Annotated in this window: 18 protein-coding genes and 1 tRNA gene; 5 read left to right on the top strand and 14 right to left on the bottom strand. The window is 65.2% G+C overall.

All coding sequences use genetic code 11. The annotated features are described in order from the left end of the window. Positions 1 to 84 precede the first annotated feature (84 nt). A complete protein-coding gene (locus AB0N05_RS33350; RefSeq protein WP_364701356.1) occupies positions 85 to 2,361 on the top strand; it encodes an excinuclease ABC subunit UvrA in 2,277 nt (758 codons plus the stop codon). Positions 2,362 to 2,380: 19 nt separating this feature from the next. Here the strand turns inward: AB0N05_RS33350 and AB0N05_RS33355 are convergent, their stop codons facing one another. Continuing rightward, the gene (locus AB0N05_RS33355; protein WP_364701358.1) at positions 2,381 to 3,211 is read right to left on the bottom strand and encodes a hypothetical protein; all 831 of its coding nucleotides are present in this window, start codon (positions 3,209 to 3,211) and stop codon (positions 2,381 to 2,383) included. Positions 3,212 to 3,461: 250 nt separating this feature from the next. Between AB0N05_RS33355 and mihF the strand changes: the two genes are divergently transcribed. From mihF to AB0N05_RS33370, 3 genes are all read left to right on the top strand, one after another. Continuing rightward, positions 3,462 to 3,776 (top strand): integration host factor, actinobacterial type, encoded by a 315-nt coding sequence (mihF, locus tag AB0N05_RS33360; RefSeq protein ID WP_364701360.1) that lies wholly within the window; start codon positions 3,462 to 3,464, stop codon positions 3,774 to 3,776. 160 nt (positions 3,777 to 3,936) lie between these two features. Then, positions 3,937 to 4,019, top strand: a tRNA-Leu gene (locus AB0N05_RS33365). 278 nt (positions 4,020 to 4,297) lie between these two features. Beyond that, positions 4,298 to 4,936, top strand: coding sequence for a Uma2 family endonuclease (locus AB0N05_RS33370; protein ID WP_364701362.1), 639 nt, complete (start codon positions 4,298 to 4,300; stop codon positions 4,934 to 4,936). A gap of 145 nt (positions 4,937 to 5,081) precedes the next feature. Here the strand turns inward: AB0N05_RS33370 and AB0N05_RS33375 are convergent, their stop codons facing one another. The 12 genes from AB0N05_RS33375 to AB0N05_RS33430 form a co-directional block, all read right to left on the bottom strand. Continuing rightward, positions 5,082 to 6,155, bottom strand: a complete 1,074-nt coding sequence (locus AB0N05_RS33375) for a hypothetical protein (RefSeq protein ID WP_364701364.1) — start codon at positions 6,153 to 6,155, stop codon at positions 5,082 to 5,084. Between the two features lie 131 nt (positions 6,156 to 6,286). Next, positions 6,287 to 6,583, bottom strand: coding sequence for an MTH1187 family thiamine-binding protein (locus AB0N05_RS33380; RefSeq protein ID WP_364701366.1), 297 nt, complete (start codon positions 6,581 to 6,583; stop codon positions 6,287 to 6,289). A 17-nt stretch (positions 6,584 to 6,600) separates the two neighbouring features. After that, positions 6,601 to 7,314 carry an aspartate/glutamate racemase family protein gene (locus AB0N05_RS33385; protein WP_364701368.1) on the bottom strand — a complete coding sequence of 238 codons (714 nt, stop codon included), beginning with the start codon at positions 7,312 to 7,314 and terminating at the stop codon, positions 6,601 to 6,603. Between the two features lie 12 nt (positions 7,315 to 7,326). Beyond that, positions 7,327 to 8,592: an FAD-dependent oxidoreductase gene (locus AB0N05_RS33390; protein WP_364701370.1), complete on the bottom strand. Its 1,266-nt coding sequence runs from the start codon at positions 8,590 to 8,592 to the stop codon at positions 7,327 to 7,329. 33 nt (positions 8,593 to 8,625) lie between these two features. Beyond that, entirely contained in the window at positions 8,626 to 9,501 is an 876-nt protein-coding gene (locus AB0N05_RS33395; protein WP_364701372.1) for a family 3 encapsulin nanocompartment shell protein, read from the bottom strand. Continuing rightward, positions 9,495 to 10,313, bottom strand: a complete 819-nt coding sequence (locus tag AB0N05_RS33400) for an SDR family oxidoreductase (RefSeq protein ID WP_364701374.1) — start codon at positions 10,311 to 10,313, stop codon at positions 9,495 to 9,497. The genes AB0N05_RS33395 and AB0N05_RS33400 overlap by 7 nt, the downstream gene beginning before the upstream one ends. 6 nt (positions 10,314 to 10,319) lie before the next feature. Beyond that, a complete protein-coding gene (locus AB0N05_RS33405) occupies positions 10,320 to 11,246 on the bottom strand; it encodes a sulfotransferase (RefSeq protein WP_364701376.1) in 927 nt (308 codons plus the stop codon). A gap of 14 nt (positions 11,247 to 11,260) precedes the next feature. Then, positions 11,261 to 12,415 (bottom strand): MFS transporter, encoded by a 1,155-nt coding sequence (locus AB0N05_RS33410; RefSeq protein ID WP_364701378.1) that lies wholly within the window; start codon positions 12,413 to 12,415, stop codon positions 11,261 to 11,263. Then, entirely contained in the window at positions 12,412 to 13,752 is a 1,341-nt protein-coding gene (locus AB0N05_RS33415) for an aminotransferase class I/II-fold pyridoxal phosphate-dependent enzyme (RefSeq protein WP_364701380.1), read from the bottom strand. Before AB0N05_RS33415 ends, AB0N05_RS33410 begins: the two co-directional genes overlap by 4 nt. Positions 13,753 to 14,090: 338 nt before the next feature. Beyond that, positions 14,091 to 15,038, bottom strand: a complete 948-nt coding sequence (locus tag AB0N05_RS33420; protein WP_364701382.1) for an alpha/beta hydrolase — start codon at positions 15,036 to 15,038, stop codon at positions 14,091 to 14,093. Between the two features lie 140 nt (positions 15,039 to 15,178). Beyond that, positions 15,179 to 16,027, bottom strand: a complete 849-nt coding sequence (locus tag AB0N05_RS33425) for an alpha/beta fold hydrolase (RefSeq protein ID WP_364701384.1) — start codon at positions 16,025 to 16,027, stop codon at positions 15,179 to 15,181. Between the two features lie 140 nt (positions 16,028 to 16,167). Then, complete coding sequence (locus tag AB0N05_RS33430) at positions 16,168 to 17,010, bottom strand: helix-turn-helix domain-containing protein (RefSeq protein WP_364701386.1); 843 nt, start codon at positions 17,008 to 17,010, stop codon at positions 16,168 to 16,170. A 321-nt stretch (positions 17,011 to 17,331) separates the two neighbouring features. Between AB0N05_RS33430 and AB0N05_RS33435 the strand changes: the two genes are divergently transcribed. Continuing rightward, positions 17,332 to 17,703, top strand: a complete 372-nt coding sequence (locus tag AB0N05_RS33435; protein WP_364701388.1) for a hypothetical protein — start codon at positions 17,332 to 17,334, stop codon at positions 17,701 to 17,703. 65 nt (positions 17,704 to 17,768) lie between these two features. Here AB0N05_RS33435 and AB0N05_RS33440 read toward each other — a convergent pair whose 3' ends face one another. Next, the gene (locus tag AB0N05_RS33440) at positions 17,769 to 18,137 is read right to left on the bottom strand and encodes a hypothetical protein (protein ID WP_364701390.1); all 369 of its coding nucleotides are present in this window, start codon (positions 18,135 to 18,137) and stop codon (positions 17,769 to 17,771) included. Positions 18,138 to 18,196: the final 59 nt, after the last annotated feature.

Consider the following 18,196-nt stretch of genomic DNA (forward strand, 5'->3'; position numbering starts at 1 on the left):
GACCCTGAGATCCCGGGAAACAGATGTGAGTTACATCACAAACGTGCGACCATTTCCGGGGGTTCGGATGGCATCGTTGACCCCATGAGTTCTGCCTCCGCCGACACGATTCGGGTACTCGGCGCCCGCGAGCACAATCTGCGCAACATCTCGATCGAAATCCCCAAGAACCAGATCACCGTGTTCACGGGAGTCTCCGGCTCCGGCAAGTCCTCCATTGTTTTCGACACCATCGCCATCGAATCGCAGCGGCAGCTGTACGCGACGTTCCCGGCCTTCATCCTCAACTTCCTGCCACGCTATGAGCGCCCGCACGCCGAGGCGATCGAGAACCTGACCGCGCCGGTGATCATCGATCAGAAGGCCGTCGGCGGCGGGCCGCGCTCCACGGTCGGGACCATGACCGATATCTACGCGCTCATTCGAGCCATGTTCGCGCGCTTCGGATCGCCGTCGACGGGGCTGGTCTACGACTACTCCTTCAATACCCCGCAAGGCATGTGCCCGGACTGCGACGGGCTGGGGATGACGGTCACCGCCGACCCCGACAAGCTTGTGGACAAATCGAAGTCGCTCAATGAAGGCGCAATCCTCTTGCCGGGCTACGCCGTCGGCAGCGGCGACTGGCAGTTGTACGGCAAGTCAGGGCGATTCGACCTGGACAAGAAGCTCTCCGACTACAGCGAGACGGAATGGCACGACCTGCTGCATGGCAGTGGAGGCAAAGTGGAGCTGACTTTCAACAAGGGAACTTGGAAGGCGAACTACGAGGGGCTCGCCGACAAATTCACTCGCTCACAGGTCAATCGCGATACCTCGGCGCTGTCGGAGAAGACCCGGGAGCGGATGGCGAAGTTCCTCACCGACGGAGTCTGCCCGGCTTGCCATGGGGCGCGGCTCAATCCAAAGGCCCTGGCCACGCAGATCAATGGGCGCAATATCGCCGAGTGGACCGGGTTGCAGATCACCGATCTGATCGAGGTGCTCGGCGAGGTCACCGATTCCGCCGCGCAGGGACTGGCCGAGGCCACGCGGATCGCGCTCGAACGAGTCGCCGATATCGGACTCGGGTATCTGAGCCTGGACCGGCCGACTTCCACGCTGTCCGGCGGTGAGGGCCAGCGGTTGAAGATGATCAAGCATCTGGGCAGCACGCTGGTCGGGATGACCTACATCTTCGACGAGCCCAGCGTCGGGCTGCATCCGCGGGATGTGGGGCGGTTGAACCGGATGCTGGAAGCGCTGCGGAACAAAGGCAATACGGTGCTGGTGGTCGAGCACGATCCGGATGTCATCCAGATCGCCGACCACATCGTGGATGTCGGGCCGCGCGCGGGCGTGCACGGCGGCGAAGTGGTGTTCACCGGCAACTTCGAGGAATTGCGCGCGGCGGACACCCTCACCGGACAAGGGCTGCGACGGACCTTCACTGTGAAGGACAGATTCCGGACATCGACGGGGGAACTGACCGTCGCGAATGCCAACGTGCACAACCTGAAAAACGTCACCGTCGCCATCCCGACCGGAATTCTCACCGCTATCACCGGGGTCGCAGGGTCGGGTAAGAGCAGTCTCATCCGCGATGAATTCATGCGTCTGTACCCGGAGTCGGTATTCGTCGACCAGTCGGCCATCGCGGCGTCCTCGCGCTCGACACCCGCCACCTACCTCGGGCTGATGGATCCCATCCGCAAGTTGTTCGCCAAGGAAACCGGCCGCCCCGCCAGCCTGTTCAGCTTCAACTCCGACGGCGCCTGCAAGGAATGCGGCGGCCGCGGACAAATCATCACCGAGGTCGCCTACATGGATCCGGTGACCACCCACTGCGAATCCTGCGACGGCCGACGCTTCTCCGACGAGGTACTCGCACTCACCCTGCGCGACAAGTCGATTGCCGACGTCCTGGAACTCTCGGCCGAGGAAGCAGTCGAGTTCTTCCCCGAAAAAGCACTGAATGCCAAGTTGCGCACCATGAATGAAGTCGGCCTCAACTATCTGAGCCTCGGCCAAGCCATGAGCACCCTCTCCGGCGGTGAACGCCAGCGCATCAAACTGGCCACCCAACTCCAGAACACCGGGAGCATCTACGTTCTCGACGAACCCACCACCGGCCTGCACATGTCCGATGTCGACACCCTCCTGGGCCTGATGGACGACCTGGTCGAACGCGGCAATACGGTCGTCGTGATCGAACACAACCTGGATGTGGTCGCGCACGCGGACTGGGTAATCGACCTCGGCCCCGACGGCGGCAAGAACGGCGGCGAAGTCGTGTTCACCGGCACCCCGGCGCAATTGCTGACCGACCGAACCTCACTGACCGGCGAATACCTGCGCCGCTACAAGACCGCGCACGCCTGAGGCACAGCGCTGCCGCTCGCTACGACTCGGATTCGGCGGCCAGGGCGGCTCGCCAGACTCGGGCTTCGCTCGAATTGCCGCGGCGTTCCAGGACTTCCGCGAGTCCGCCCATGGCGCGGATATCGCCGTGGTCGGCGGCGGTGCGCCAGCAGTCTTCGGCGGCGGCGAGGTCGCCCTGGCGATAGCGGACCACGCCCAGGTCGTAGGCCGCGCCCAGGTGGCCGAATGTGGCTGCCTGCGTCCAGAGTTGGCAGGCTTGGCTCTCTTCGCCGCGGCCGTGCATGGCCACGCCCAGTTCGTAGAGGGCGTCGCGGTAGCGCCCGGCGTCGGCGGGCGCTACCGGCGGGAGCGGGGTGAGGGCGGTCGTGATTTCGACGACCAGCTCGCTGAAATCGGGTGGGCCGACGCCGGTGCTGCAATGCAGCACGAGCAGTGAGCGTTCGCGGGTGATGAGCATGCCGTAGTTCCCCGACCAGGAGACGGTGGCGTCCGTGCGGTCCACCCACACGGGCGTGAGCGCTATGGCGGCGTCACCACTGGTCGGGCACACCTGTAGGTCGATGCCGCCGAACATGGCATCCGACCACACGTCAACCCCCCGCAACTGACGGCCGCCCAGCAGCACGTGCCCGCCGTCGACGGACAAACCCATGCCGAGGCTCCGGACGCCCGGCCGTGGCGCGGAGGAACGCATTTTCAGCGTCACCGTGGTGGGGGAGACGCCCACCACCTGCGAGTACATCGGATACACCTTGGCCCCGTTCCAGGTGACGGGATCCGCGCTGTCGTATCGGTCGGCCAGGGGTGGTTCGGAGGTCGGTAGGTCGACCAACGGATACGGACCTCTCATTGCCCGCCTTTCACCGGTGCGCGCGTGATGTTGCGGCCCACCGTAGTACTAGGAACGCCCGGTGAACCCCGTATTTGCCAGGTGTCTTCGGCAGCAAACTCCTGGTCGATTGACCTGCGCAGAGTGGGCGTTTTCGCCGGTCGCTCGACGTGTCTGCCCGGTCCACGCGGTGTGTCGTTACGGCGCGCGGGCCGGTGTCATGTTGAATCGACGCCGACGTACCAGCGAACGAGTGAAAGGTTAAGGACATATGGCTCTGCCCACGATGACCCCCGAACAACGCTCCGAGGCGCTGGCCAAGGCTGCCGCGGTTCGCAAGGCTCGCTCCGAACTGATCGCGCAGGTCAAGAAGGGTTCGGTCTCTCTGGCCGAAGTGCTGAAGCGCGCAGACAACGAAGACCTGGTCAAGAAGACCAAGGTAGCGGCCGTGATCAAGGCCCTGCCGGGCATCGGCCCGGTCAAGGCCGCCAAGCTCATGGACGAGGCCGAAATCCCCGTCGACCGCCGCATCGGCGGACTGGGTTCGCGGCAGCGCGCCGCACTGCTGGAGGCTTTGAACGCCTGATGCTCGGGAGTCGCCTGCCGGGTCGCCCTTCGACCCGGCGGCAACACTCCCACCAGCTCCGATCAGCTCCAACCTCCCAGCGCATCGCACCGGAAGTGCCCGAAAACGACCGATTTGGTCCGAGACGGCATCATCCGATAATCTTGCTGAGCACCACCGAGTCGGGGTGGCGGAATGGCAGACGCGCTAGCTTGAGGTGCTAGTGTCCTTAGGGACGTGGGGGTTCAAGTCCCCCTCTCGACACAGATTACGAAGGCCCTCAGCTTAAGCTGGGGGCCTTCGCTGTATTTCCGCCCACGGTGGGAACGTTCGCCAGAACCAGCCGTAATCCGGTAGATCCGGTGCAGGGCAATGAGTCTTCTGCGAATCACCCTCGCCCAATCGAACTCACCTGGGAGCAGCTCGACGAGGGCCTCGACTGAGTCCCGAGTGCTATCGGCGCACGGTCGGCCGCATCACATCGGTCCCGCGCTGTTGTAACGTCGGGTCAGGCCGCATCGACCTGATCCCGGAGGATCGCCATGACATCGACAAGCCGGTCCGACATCCCTGACCGTATGACGTGGGAGGAACTCGAAGGCCTGCCGCAGGAGATCGCCCGGCAGATCGAACTCCACGACGGCCGCGTGGTCTGGGCCCGCATGCCCAAGCCGCGTCACCAGCGCTTCAGCCGCAGGGTCGGCAATATGCTCGAGCGCAACGCCCAGGCGGCCATGCGTACAGGCGAGCCGTCCGGCTGCTGGCAAGTCGACATGGAATGCAACGTCTTCTTCAACCACAGCAAGAACGACTTCCGCACACCGGATTTCGTCGTCTACCACTGCTTGGATGAGATCGATGACGACATTGCCGTACACGATGTCGTCATCGCCGGAGAGATCCTCTCCCCTTCGAACGGTGAGGAAGACATCGAGAGCAAGAAGGCCAAGTACGCCGAAGCCGGAATTCCCTGGTATTGGCAGATCACGCTCATCGCGGGCGATATCGCAGTGCTCCGCGTCTACGCCCTCGAAGAATCCACGAATTTGCCCGACGGCATCCTCCCCCTACGCCAGCGCAATTACATCCAGACCCACGAGTTCGTCGCACTCGACGAGCAGAAGCTCCACCTGGACCTGCCATTTCCCATCGATATCGACTGGGCCGAACTGAGGTTCTGACGCGGGCGTCGGCCTTACCCGTGGACGGATCAGCGAAGGCCCCCAGGAAGAATCCGTCGGGATGTCATCGCGCGGGTTCCCTCATGGCCTGGTGGACATTGCGGTTTCGCGCACCCAAGTGATTGTTGTGACAATTTCCGATCAGCTACGGGAGAGACGGCCATACTTGCTCCGCGATCCGTCCGGCGGACGCGCATGCCAGCGGCACCTGGGCGGAACCACTCGGCCATTCCACTCTGATCTCGACCATCTCGATCAATCCCCGGTCCGGTGGAGTGGGTGGACCTGGGATTACTTGGTAGCCGGGCCACGGGTTCCAGACCTTTGTGGGCGTCGTGTACCTGCACCCTTCCCACGTCTCGGTGCCGCGAGGGTAATTCATGGTCAAGACCTGTGTGGGACGGTCGTTCACCACCGCGCTTGGTTGAAACACGAACCCTTGCTCGAGACGGACGCGGATAGCCACCGTCGGTCGCACTGGAGCGGAGCCGATCGTCCAACGACAGAAATTCCGAGACAGCTCTGCCGATCGAGGACCGGGGACGTCCAAGACGGTATCGAGCGTCGCAGGGTTGACTCGCTCGCAAAGGTTCACCGAGGCAGCAGAATCCGCAGGGTAAGTCAGATGCTGGATCGAGCCCGCCGCCATCGCCCGCGACGCCGCATCACCGACACGGGCAGCAACAGCAGCGACGTCAATGTCCGCATCGGGTGTAGACGTGGGATCGAACCAGGACGCTCGAACCACAACAGCGTTCCGATTATCTTGATAGACCAGATCGAGCATGCCATCGCTGATCCCCGGGGTGTGGATGTCCAGGCCCGCTGCCCTATGGACGCCACCCCAATCCCAAAACGTCAATGCGCGATCGCGGTACTGATCGAGGTCGAAGTTGTTCGTCAGTTCGACATTGACGAAGACCCCGTTGCCCGAATCATTGGGTTTACCCACCATCGCATGGCATTTCCGCAACTCGACGGGAAGGATCCACCGTGTCTCCATCCCCGGAGCCACCAGTACCTCGGAGCTCACGAACCCACACGGATCAATGGTGCTGATCGCACCGAGCCCGACTTGGGTCGCATCGGGAACTGCCCGGCCCGCAATCGGTGGTGACGATGGATACATGGTGATCGCACCGAGCCCGAAACCCACGGCGGCCGCGGCCACCAGCAGACTCCATTGGTTCTTCCGAATATCAGCTCCCAAGGTAGACATCGGAATTCGAAACACGGCAGACTCAGGGACGCATCACTTTCCGGGTGGCTGCGATATCCATCCACATAGTTAATACCGGGCAGACCTTCTGCACAACTCGCACCGCACTAGAATTCTGCCAATTCGCAGCGCTACGGTTGGGCGAGGTAGCGCTCTACGGTTTCGACCTTGGTGTTCAGGGTGTTGGTGTGGCCGGGGCGGATGTCGGCTTTGATCATGATGCTGCAGCGGCTGGAGACCGTCATTACGGCGTCGGTAGCCCTTTTGATTACGGCGAAGACTTCGTCCCATTCGCCTTCTATTTCGGTGAAGCTGGCGGCGGTGCGGTTGGGGAGGCCGCTTTCTCGGATGATTCGGATGGCTTCGGCTACCTGTTGGCCTACGTCTTCGCCGGAGCCGATGGGGGTGATCGAGAAGGCTGCGAGCATTGGGTTCCTCCCGAGATTCATGGGCTTCCGTGGAAGGGGGTGCGGGACAGGGTGTGGTGGACCATGTCGGTGAGGGTGACGATATCGAAGACTGGGATGCCGAGGTGGGATTGGATTGTGTGGGCGTAGGGGACCAGGTCGGTGCATTCGATGACTAGGGCGCCCATGTCGGGGTTGTTGGCGGCCAGGCGGTCGACTTCGGCGAGGACCTCTTGGCCGAGGCGGTCGGGGTTCAGGTCGGGGCGGCGGCCGTCGAGGATTACGTCGCGGAATTCTGGGTGGGTGGACATTCCGGCGATGCAGGTGGGCACTGATTCGGCGCCGATTGCTTGTAGGTGGCGGGGGGTGAGGGAGTTTTCGGCGGCGACGAGTAGGCCCACCTTGCGGTCAGGGGCGAGCATGCGGTGGACCATCGGGAGTTGGATGAGGCTCGAGCTGTAGAGGGGGATGTGGACTGCGTTGGCCAGTTGTTGTTGGAAGAGGACCAGGAAGCCGCAGGCGGAGGTTATTGCTGCGACGCCTTCGGATTCGAGTTTTCGGGCGGCGTCGATGAAGGGGGCGAGGAGGGTTGGGTCGGCTTCGGTGATCAGGCGGCGGGGGGTTGCGCCGTGGACCACCTGGTAGACGATGGGGAAGTCGAAGGTGGCTGGATTGCGGATGTGGCCGGGGATTTTGGGGTAGGCGGTGTCGAGACATAGGACACCGATGCTGGGGTCTGGCCGGTCTGTCATGAGGGCACCGTTTCAGGAGGATGCGCCGAAACGGTTCGGCCGCAATGGGATCGGGTCGGTGAGGGGATGCTCGCCGGTGAGGAGGTCGGTGACGAGCTCGCCGGTCGCGGCCGCGAGTCCCAGGCCGATGTGGCCGTGTCCGGCGGCGATCAGGAGGTTACGGAGGTCACCGGCAGGGCCGATCAGCGGCAGGCTGTCGGGGGTGCACGGCCGTAATCCGCTCCACGACTCCAGGATTGGTGGTTGCTCCAAGTCGGGAAGGTAGTCGCGGACGGTGCGCAGCAGGGCCTGGATTCGGCGTTCGGAGACGGACGTGTTCATTCCGGCCAGCTCGAGTTGCCCGCCGATGCGCAGCCGGTCGCCGAGCGGGACCATCGCGACGCGCGCTTCGCTCAGCAGAACCGGTCGACTGGGTGCGCCCGGCGGCATGGGCACCGTGACGCTGTGGCCCTTGATCGGCTGGAGCAGCAGGTCGATACCTGCCATGCGGGCACACTCCGCCGACCATGCGCCCGCGGCGATGACTACCTTGCCGGGACGCAGATCTCCGCGAGTCGTACTGAGCCGCACAATCTTTCGCTCACGAATCTCGAATCCGGTCACCGCGGTGTGTTCGTGGATCTCCACGCCCGAATCCCGCAGGACCCGCCCGAATTCGCGAATGAACTCGGGGACGTGAAGGTAAGCGCCCTCCGGGTTGTACAGCGCGCCGTGGATATCGAACTTGGTCTTCGGCTCGAGCTCGTCGAGGTCGCTCGATCGCAGCACGCGCAGCGGCACGCCGCCCGCAACCGTGCGCGCGACGGCTCGCCGCGCATCGTCGAAACCCTCCATCGTTTTGAACGCCAGCACAATGCCCGGTGATTCGAGGCTGGCGGCAAGGCTTTCCGAGGCGCACAGGTCTCGCAGAATCTCCAGGCTGCGCTTCTTCATCTCGATCAGCGTCCGGAATCCAGCCGCGGCAGCCTCGGCCGTGCAGGCGCGCTGGAAATGCTCCAGCCAGCGCCGCCGTCCGGGATCCGTCGACGGCTCGATGTACCAGGGCGCGTCCGGCTCCGTCGCCCCGGGGACGGCGAGGGCGAGCATGCCGGGTTCGGCCAAGGGCGCGGCCCCGTGAGTGCCGACGAATCCCGTGTTCCCCGAGGAACACGATTGCGGTCCGCCGAGCGCCCCGCGCTCGAGCACCGTGACCGTGGCCCCGCTGCGGCGCAATTGGTAGGCACAGAACAGTCCGACGACTCCACCGCCGATGACCACGACATCCGGGTCCTCACGCACAGGAGTCCCCTGATCAGGTGTCACCACCGCCGCCTACACGCTGACCACGAAGAAGTTCGTCGGCAGATTGACCACGACCCGTTCATAGATCTCCGCACACAGCGCCAGACCGGGCTCGCTGAAGGTGCCCGCGGGCGGCTCGGCAAAGCGGATCACCGAACGCCCGGCATCGAAAAGCTGTGCGCCATGCCCGAAATCGCCCACGATGGCCTGCCCCGGGTCGACCAGGCGGGTGCGGACGATGAAGACGCCGTTCTGTTCCAGGTCCTCCATCAGCCGCCCGTTCCCCATGGCGAGGTAGTAGTCGCTCGGGTTGATGATCATGCCGTCCGCGGTGCCGCCCATCTGCTCGATCTCATTGCAGGCGCGCAGGATTGCCGAAGCGTAGGGTCCCGGTGAGGTCATCCGTTCGATCCCGGGAATGTTCAGCAGCCCGCCTTCGCCGCTGATGATCGTGACGTTCTCGGCGGTGCAGAGCCGGACGATCAAGCGGTAGTTGATGAAGGTCTCGAAGGTTTCGGGGTCCTTCCACAGGTCCGGGGGCACCTGCACCCACGCGGTGGTGGTGAGCAATTCCGGAATCGGCGATTTGTGGAATCGGCTGGCCATTTCACGTCGCACCTCGGCCCCGGCGATCGGCGCGTCTCCTGGCGCGGGAGCGCTCTCGTGCCAGTAGAACTCACGCGGATCGCGGGAAAGGTCGACGGCCCGCAGCATGTTCCGGGCGGGATTGCGGGGCTTGCGCCGCGAACTGGTCAGCGAATCGGTGATGGTCACGTCGTATTCGACGGCCGCGTCGAGCCCGTCCCGCACGCATGCCTCCACGAACATCCGGCCCGGCGACAACTCCTGCTTGCGGTCCGCGACGACCTGCGCCAGGGTCGATTTCACGTGGTCTGTCTTCAACATTTCCCCTCCTGGGAATCGGCGTAGTACGCGGAGGAAGCGCCGAGCACGCTCGCGCCCCCGTCGATGAGTTGGACCGTGCCGGTGATGTAGGCGGCACGGTCACCGGCCAAAAACGCTGCCAGAGCGGCGATTTCCCCGGGTTGCGCAATGCGCCCCACCGCTGTCTTGCCGCCGACGGCCGCCAGTTCGGCTTCGACGTCGCGGCCCGTGGATCCCAGGACTCGCTCCAGCAATGGCGTGCGAGTCGCGGCCGGTGCGAGCACATTGACGGTCACCCCATCACGACCGACCTCCGCGGCGAGCGACTGAGCGAACCGCACGATCGCCGCCCTGGTCACCCCGGACAGCGCCAGACCACTGATCGGAACCGCCGCGGTTTCCGAGGCCACGAAAAGCACTCGGCCCCACCGAGCTTCACGCAAATGCGGCAATGCCGCCAGGGCGAGCTCGACGGCGGGCATCAGCACCACCTCCACGGCCTTGCGGTAGGCCGACGACTCGAAGGTCGCCGCGGTCCCGGGCGGCGGTGTACCACCGCTGACGACGACAATGTGCAGGCCACCGAACTCCGCGGCGACCTCGTCGACCCACCGCCGGACCGCTGCGGCGTCAGTGATATCCACGCAAGTGGTGTGGACCCGAGCGCGCGCCACCGCCTTGACGGTGCGTTCGGCCGCCTCGAGCCGTCCCGGGTCACGCGCCCCGATCGCAACGTGCGCGCCCTCGGCGGCCAGTTCGCGAGCGATCGCCAGCCCGATGCCGCTCGACCCACCCGCGACCAAAGCGACCTTGTTCGTCAGCCCCAGATCCATTGCCGCTCAAACCCTTCCATTGCGGATCGAATACCCATACCGCAGCATGAGCGGCCACGACAGCGCCGTCGTCGTGCGCTGAGCGGACTCCGGCAGTCCGGTGCGCCAGGAATCGTCGGTCGGGCGGATGAGCGTGGCCCCGGTACGGAAGCGGTCGGGATTCCCGGTGACCGTGTGATTGGAATGCAGGTCGATCGTTCGATCGATCATCGGGTTGGCGGCCGTATCGATCTCGCACAGCCGCAGCACGGTGTCGACCGTCCCCTCCGGGTCGGCGATGAAGTCCTCATAGCGCAGAAACAGCGACTGCCGCGGGTATCGCCGATTGATCGCATGCGACGCGAGATTGAAGCCGCTCCAGTATCCGGTGCTTTTCCCCGCCGACATGGCGTACACGTAATCCTTTGGCTTACTCCAGGATTGAGCAACCGCCCGCGGATCACGAACCAGATGCAGGTAATACGGAGTGACGCCTTCGAGGTGTGGCAGCAACGCGGCTTCCCCGGGCATCTTCGAGGAATCGACGATCACACGCGCACCACTGCGCTCGGCGACGGCCTGATAGACCTGACTCAGCAACCCGGCGTGCTCGCGCAGCTGCGCATTGTGCAGACCACGGGCGAGCACCTGCCACGTGTGCCGAGTCCGGGCACTGCCGAGCTGATTCCGGATGACGGTGTCGGCGTGGGCTTCCAGCGTGGCTCCGGAAGGCCTGCCGACCGGCAGAATCGTCGACCAGACCGGGCAATCGACGAGCTTGTGCCCGCACCCGCACTGCTCGTTCACCCCGCGGCCCGCCGCGTTCTTCCAGAGAAAATGCAGTTCTCCGACGTGGAATACGCCGGGAATCTCATTGAGAATATTGCCGAGGATGGTGCTGCCATTGCGGCACCATCCGGTGATGGACAGGACCTTGACCGGTGGTGTGCTCATCTGCCGACTCCTGCTCAGCTGGTGGTGACCGATTGCCGAATCGTGTACGCCATGACCGCGGCGACGAGCGCGCACCCCGCGCCGACGAGATACACGGCGGGATAACCCAATCCGGACGCGATTGCCCCCGTCGCCGGACCCCACACGAACAGGCCCAGATCCCAGAACGAGGTGTAAGCCCCCAGTGCCGCACCCTGTTTCGAGCTTTCGGTGCTGTTCATGACCATCAGCGCCAGCGAAGGATGCAGCAGCGAGAACCCGACTCCCATGACGACGACGCCGAGCAGCGCCACCGGCAGGTTCGGCGACCACGCGATGATCAGCAGCCCGGCCGCCTCGCCGAGACCGGACACGGTGCCGACGCGTCGCGGTCCGAGCTGATCCGGCAGCCGCCCGATGACCAGCCGCGTACCCGCATAGACCGCACTGAATACACTCAATACCACTGCACCGGAACCGATTCCGCGCACTTGCAGATCACGGATGATGAACGCGGCCAGCCCGACATAGCCCGCGGCGGCGAGCGCGAGTGCCAGGCCGGGCAGCGCGGCCGGTCGCAGCATGAGCCCACGCCCCCCACCGGAGCCCGCCGGTCGAGACTCCGGCGCGACGGAGCTGATCAATACGAATCCCACCAAAGGCGCTGCGGCACATAGTGTCCAGACCGCGCCGATCCCGAAGTGTCGTAGCGCCGCACCGAGCGCGGTCCCCAGCGAGATGCCACCCCACATGGCCACCCCATACAACCCGATCAACTGCCCGCGCCGATTATGCGGCGCGAGCGTGACGGTCCACGCCGCGCCCGCCACGAACAGCGCGGCCTCGCCGACACCGACCAGCAAGCGCACCATGATCAAACCGGCTAGTCCGAGCGGCAGGAAATAGAGCAACCCCCCGGCCGCGATGGCAAGCGCACCGAACCGCATGACCTGCCGATACCCGTGCCGGTCGGCCAGCCCGCCGAACACCGGCCGGGTGAGCAGGGCGGTCAGCGCGGTGGCGGTGACCGCGAGCCCGACCACGAGATCGCCCGCACCGAACTCGTCACGAACATGGTCCGGCAGTACCGGAATGGCCGCGGACAGCCCCAGATATCCGCAGAACAATCCGCCGAATACCGCGGTGAGCGTGAGCCGCGGGAGCACGCCCGTTTCGGAGGAAGCCGTCATCGTTGTGCGGCCCAGGAGGAATCCGCGCCGGTCTCCACGCCGGTGAGACCGGCCGCGACCTTCCGCACCGCGGCGATCAGATCATCGCAATCCGCCCGCGTCAGAGTGGAGGACAGCGGAATGTCCACAGCCTCTTGCAGATGGCGGGTCGCATTCGGCAAGAGCTGCTTGATGGCGTCGGTTTCGATGCCACGGAACATGAATCGCCAGTTCCAGAAGGCCCGGATATTGCGATCGGAATCCGAGCCGATATTGCGCGCCTCGATGCCCTCGTGACGCAGCGCCTGCGTGAACCACGGCGCACGGCCATGCGCGACCTGGAAGATGAAGGCCTCGCCGAGGTAGGCGCCGGGTGCGACGGGACGCCGAATCCTGATGGCGTCGAGGTCGGCCAGCGCCGCGGCGACATAGTCGTAGTTGGTGCGGAACGCAGCCAGCCGAATGGGTAGCCGCTCCAGTTCGCTCCGCAGCAGCGCGGCGCGAATCTCGTCCATGCGGAAGCTGAACAGCGGCAAATCCAGATCGGTGTCCAGCGGCGGCTCGCCGTCGGGAAAGTGCCGCCGCAAGCGCCCCTCATACGCGCCGGAAAGCACTGTCGCACGGGCGAACAGGGCACTGTCATCGGTGATCAGGAAGCCACCCTCACCGCTATTGAGCGACTTGTCCGACTGCGTGCTGAACGCCCCGGCCAGCCCGAAGGTGCCGAGTTTGCGCCCGTCGAGTTCCGCGCCGAGCGCGGGCACCGCATCCTCGAACACCGGCACGCCCTGCTCCTCGGCGAATCGCAGCAGCGCGCCCATATCCCCGGCGAAGCCGCGCATGTGCACCACCACGATCGCCCTGACCCGCGGTGTCCACCGGCTGCGCAGGTCAGCCACGTCGAGGTGCAGATTCTCGTCGACATCGACCAGGAACGGCGTGCATCCGGCAAGCACGATCGCACTGGGTGTGGCGGCGAAAGTGAAACCGGGACAAGCGATCAGACTCCCCGGTTCAACCCCGGCGGCCATGATCGCGAGTGCCAGAGCGGTGGTGCCACTGGAGGTGGCAAGCGCGTGCCTGGACCCGAAATAGGTACACAGCTCCGCCTCGAATTGCGCGCACTCGGTCTCCTGCGACGCACGGTAGTCGTATCGGAAGTAGAGATGACTGCGAATGGCGCGCAGCGCCGCCTCTTCATCCTCGACATGCACACAGACAGCGCCCCGGTCGTAGGTCGGCCAGGGCGCCCGCCGTACGGGATCTCCGCCGTTCAGAGCCAGTGCGGGGGAGTGGATCGCCGCCTCGCCGGGTGGTGTCGAAGCCGCTGCCGAATCGTCGATCATATTGTCCGCCATTGCGTCTCAGCCCCGCCGCCCCACACGGGGTCGGCGTTAATACGTGCCTGCCGAGGCTCTCAAAGCGGGGAACCTCAGTGAGTATTCACGACAGGCTACGCTGAGTTTCGCGAACAATATCCGAAATGTCGTTAATTTACTGTCACACGTTCGACATCCGCCGACGCGCGCAACCCGTTGTGCCCCAAGGCCATCGGCGCACCTGAGCCACGGCTCGAATCTTCTTCCGCGCGGAACCCGCCGGGAGACAACCATTCTGGCAACGCCATTGATCTGACAACTTGGCAATGGAGCCAGAATCTATTGCCGGAGTGATGTTTTACTAGGCAACTTGGTAACTAGGCAACGAGAGCAAGTCGCGCACGAGCAGGTTCGCTCGCCCGAACGATCAGGCGTGTGAGGGCTTCCGCGACCCGGCCCGGCTGCTCGAGGATCACCGCGTGCCCGGCACCCTCGATCAGCACCAGATCCGAGTAATCGACGGCCGCCGCCATCGCGATGGTGTGCGACGGGGGAGTCATCAGATCCGCGGAACCGCACAGCATCAGCGTGGGGATCTGCGACAGCATCGCGAGTGCGTCGGTGCGGTCATACGTCTCGAAGGCATCGAGGAAGGCGGCCATCGTCACGATCGGCGTCTTGTTGTGGATCGCGTTCGCGAGGGCCAGCACGCGCGGGCCGACCTTACGACTGCCACGCTCGGCGTTCCGCACGATCGGCGCGAAAGCCTTGCCCGCCATAAGTTTCGCGTGATGCATGAATCCGGGAGCGAAATGAACGGCCGCCTGGAACAGGGAGATGACCGGGTGACGCAGCAGACGGCCGAACCCGGCGTCGGTGAGGCTGCCCGCGGCCGTCGCGATGAGCCCGACACCCGCGATACGCGTACCGATCTCATGCGGATGCTGGCTGATGTAGGTCAGCACGCTCATGCCGCCCATCGAATGCCCGATCAGAATCACGGGGCCGGTCGGAGCGACCGCGTCGAGCACCTCGCGAAGGTCATGCCCGAGCTGCTCGAGGTTATAGGTCCGCCGAGCCGCCGCGGCGGAGTCCCCGTGACCCCGGTGGTCATAACAAACGATCCGAGCGCTCGGATACCGCCGCCGCAAGTCGTCACGCACGTGAGTCCAGGATTCACTCCGGCCACAGTGGCCGTGCAACAACACAACCGTCACCTCGGCATGGCGAGGACCGTACTGCTGAATCGCAAGTGTCACACCATCTTCGGTCCGGACCGTGACACGACGGTGCGCCGCGGCGGCGATGGTGCTTGCGATCGACATCGGGGTTCCTGTTCGTGTGCGGGATTGCTCCAACTATTCGCCGCACACGCCGTCGACAGCAGGTCCCCGTGGAGTGAGCTCCGCCGCCCAAGGTGGAAGAGATCACCACCCAGGGTGGCCTGGGTGGCCTGGGACCGTATTCATCTCCCGGCGAAGTCCAGCAGCAGAGTGCCCGTGGCTTGCGGGTCTTCCATCATCGGGATGTGTCCCACACCCGGCAGCATCTCGACGCGGGTGCGAGGCACGGTCCGGTAGGCCGCGGCCGAGGAGGGCCGCCAGCGCGGGTCATCGGCGCCGAAGACCACCAGCACGGGCAGGTCCAGTGCAGCGAGGCGGTCGGTCAGGCTGCGCTGGGCAATGTAGTCAAGGGGCGCGCGCATGGTGCCCGTGAAGGAGCGATGCGTCGTCCTGACCACGCCTTCGACCACGGCATCGGGAAACTCGGCCGGGCGAACGCAGGCGGCGCGCAAGGCTTTTCGGATGCCATCGGCGGATTGGAGCCGATACAGCCGCCAAAGCACCCGCCCGGGAAAGCGCGTCAGCAAGAGACGCTCGAGCAGGCGCTGCGGGATCTTGGATTCCGGGGTAGGTCCCATATCGATGAGTGCCAGGGCAGTCACCGTGCCGGGCCTTTGCTCGGCAAGGGCGGTGGCCACGGCACACCCGGTGGAATGCCCGACCACCATCAACCGACCGACGCCGAGCCGGTCCAACGCCGCACCGACCCGCCGGGCCTGCGTGGCAATGTCGAATCCACCGGCAGGGGTCGTCGATCGCCCGTGCCCGAGCAGGTCGGCTCGGATGACGCGGAAGGCATCGGCCAGCAGCGGGACCACCGGGTCCCAGATGGCCAGCCCTCCAGCCGCTCCGTGGATCAGCAGTACGGCAGGCGCATCCTTCTTGCCGTCCTCCCTTATATGCATGTCGCCATCGTCGAGCCGGACGAACCGGTCACCGGTATTCGTCTCACCGGACATCTGCTTTGTCATCGGACCATCTCCTGTCGCACCGTCGGGCGGTCTGACGGCCACCTCGTCCTCGCGGTCCTGAGAGGCAGCATTGCAGCCGTGCGAGCACAACGTCTTGAATAAATGTTCCCGGCGGGCGAATGTCGTTGCGCCGGTGCCGTTTACCTCGCGGAGATGTGCTCCCGGCCCGCCCAGGCGACATCGTCGACCGCCAGCCAGGGCGCGACCGCCGCGGCGGTGGTCGTCAGCCCGGTAAAGGCCATGACATCCCGATGCAGGTGCGGCTGATCGGCGTAACCGGTGTCCGCGGCCACCCGAGCGGCGGCATGACCTGCGGCGAGGCGGTGCACCGCATGATCGAAACGAACCAGATTCGCGGCCTGTTTGGGAGTGAGGCCGACCTGGGAGCGGAACCGCGACCACAGTCGCTTCCGGCTCCACCCGATCTCGGCCGCCAGCCCTTCGACCCGAACCCGCCCCCGATTCCGCACCATCCGCTCCCAGCAGTACGCGACCTCCGGAGCAACCGTGTGCCCCGCCTCCGAGCGCCGGGTCAGCGCGGCCTTCGCGATCGCGAACCGGTCCTCCCACGATCCGGCCGCATACAGCTGCTCCCGGATCCGCAGCGCGTCGCGCCCCCAAAGCTGTTCCAGGGCAACCACGGTCCCGCCCAGCTCGGGACCGACGCCCAGCACCGCATGCGCGACCACCGGCGACAACCGCAGTTGCAGGCAGTCGACCTGGCCACGCCCGCATCCCCGGACGCCGCCGGAGGCGAGACCGACCACGACCCCACCGCCCTCCCGTGCTCCGGAGCCGTCGACCAGCGTTATGTCGCCAACGGTGAGGAACACCGTCAATGCTGGATATGGAATGACCCGGAAGTCGATCGGGCTCGTCGCCCGGCCCTGAAACCCCGCCATATGGACCCCCGCCATCCGGCTCGCCAGTGCCGGGACCGCGATGTCACACACCGCCCCGGGAACCACCTCGACCGGTCGCATATCGCCATCGTACGAGCCGCTCGAACAGCGGATTTGCCTGTGACCGGGGTCTCGCCAAAGGTAACAATCCGGACAGCCCGAGGGCCTCGCGCGACGCGATCCACTTCACTTCATCAGCGAATTTTCAGCTACCGCAATATTTTTCACCTGAGACAAGGGAGAAATGTAGCCTGCACCACCACCGGCCGGACGGTGTGGCGGCCGTCGCTTTCCATTCCTGGGCGAATGACCAGCGTGCCAACCTACTGACATTGCACGCCGACCGCATCGCTCAACCGCAAGTCGGATCCACACGCTGACCTTTCACCCGGAGGAGTTCTCATGCGCACTCGCACCATTGCCCTCACCCTCACCGCAGTCGCCACCGGCGTAGTCGCCACCGCTTTGCTGGGGGATGGATTCGCCAGTGCCGCCACCCCCCTCACCGCACCCGGTGCGGTCGGCGTTCAGCTCTCGCCCGGTGAGACCGCGGCGCTGGCCAATGGCCCGGTACTGGCCCTCGCCGACAAGGTGATCCCCTACGACGCGACCTCGGTGGCCCTCGCGCCCGGCTCCCAGCTCGCCGCCAATGACGCGTGGAAGTACGCCTCGCTGCGCGACATCATCGGCGAGACCACCACCCAGCCCGGCGGCCATGTCGACCTGTTCGTGGCTCCCGGCGATGGCGGCCTGATCGTCGTCCAGGACTGGTAGGGGAGTACTGATCCCGGCAAACATGGAGGCCCCCGGCTGATAGCCGGGGGCCTCCATGTTGCGTGTCAGTTCTCGAAACCTTCGGCATTCAGATTCGCGGCGGTGAGGTTGCCAGCGGCGAAACGGGCGATGGTGGCCGCCTGCCGGGTATTGGCCTCCGGATGCGCGGTGCGCTGCTCCAGCGCGGTACGAATGCGTTCCAGTGAAGTCGAGGTTTCGACAGCCGCATCCCGCAGCGCCAAGTGACGATCCTCGAGGTCACGGTAGGCCAGATCCAGATCGCCGTACCGGCGGCGGAGGTCGGTGATGTGCTCGAGCAGGTCCTGCACCTCGCGGGTGCTCAAGGCCAGGTTCGGATGCTCGTCTCCGGAGAGGATCGCCTCCCCGGCTATCTCGGCGCAACGCGCCTGCAGTACATCGAGAATGTCGGGCACGAATCACCTCCCACACTGGAGCTGAGCGTTCGGGGCTGGTCGACGGCGAGTGTATCGAA

The sequence above is a fragment of the Nocardia sp. NPDC051030 genome (genome assembly GCF_040683015.1).
In the GTDB taxonomy this organism is placed as follows: domain Bacteria; phylum Actinomycetota; class Actinomycetes; order Mycobacteriales; family Mycobacteriaceae; genus Nocardia.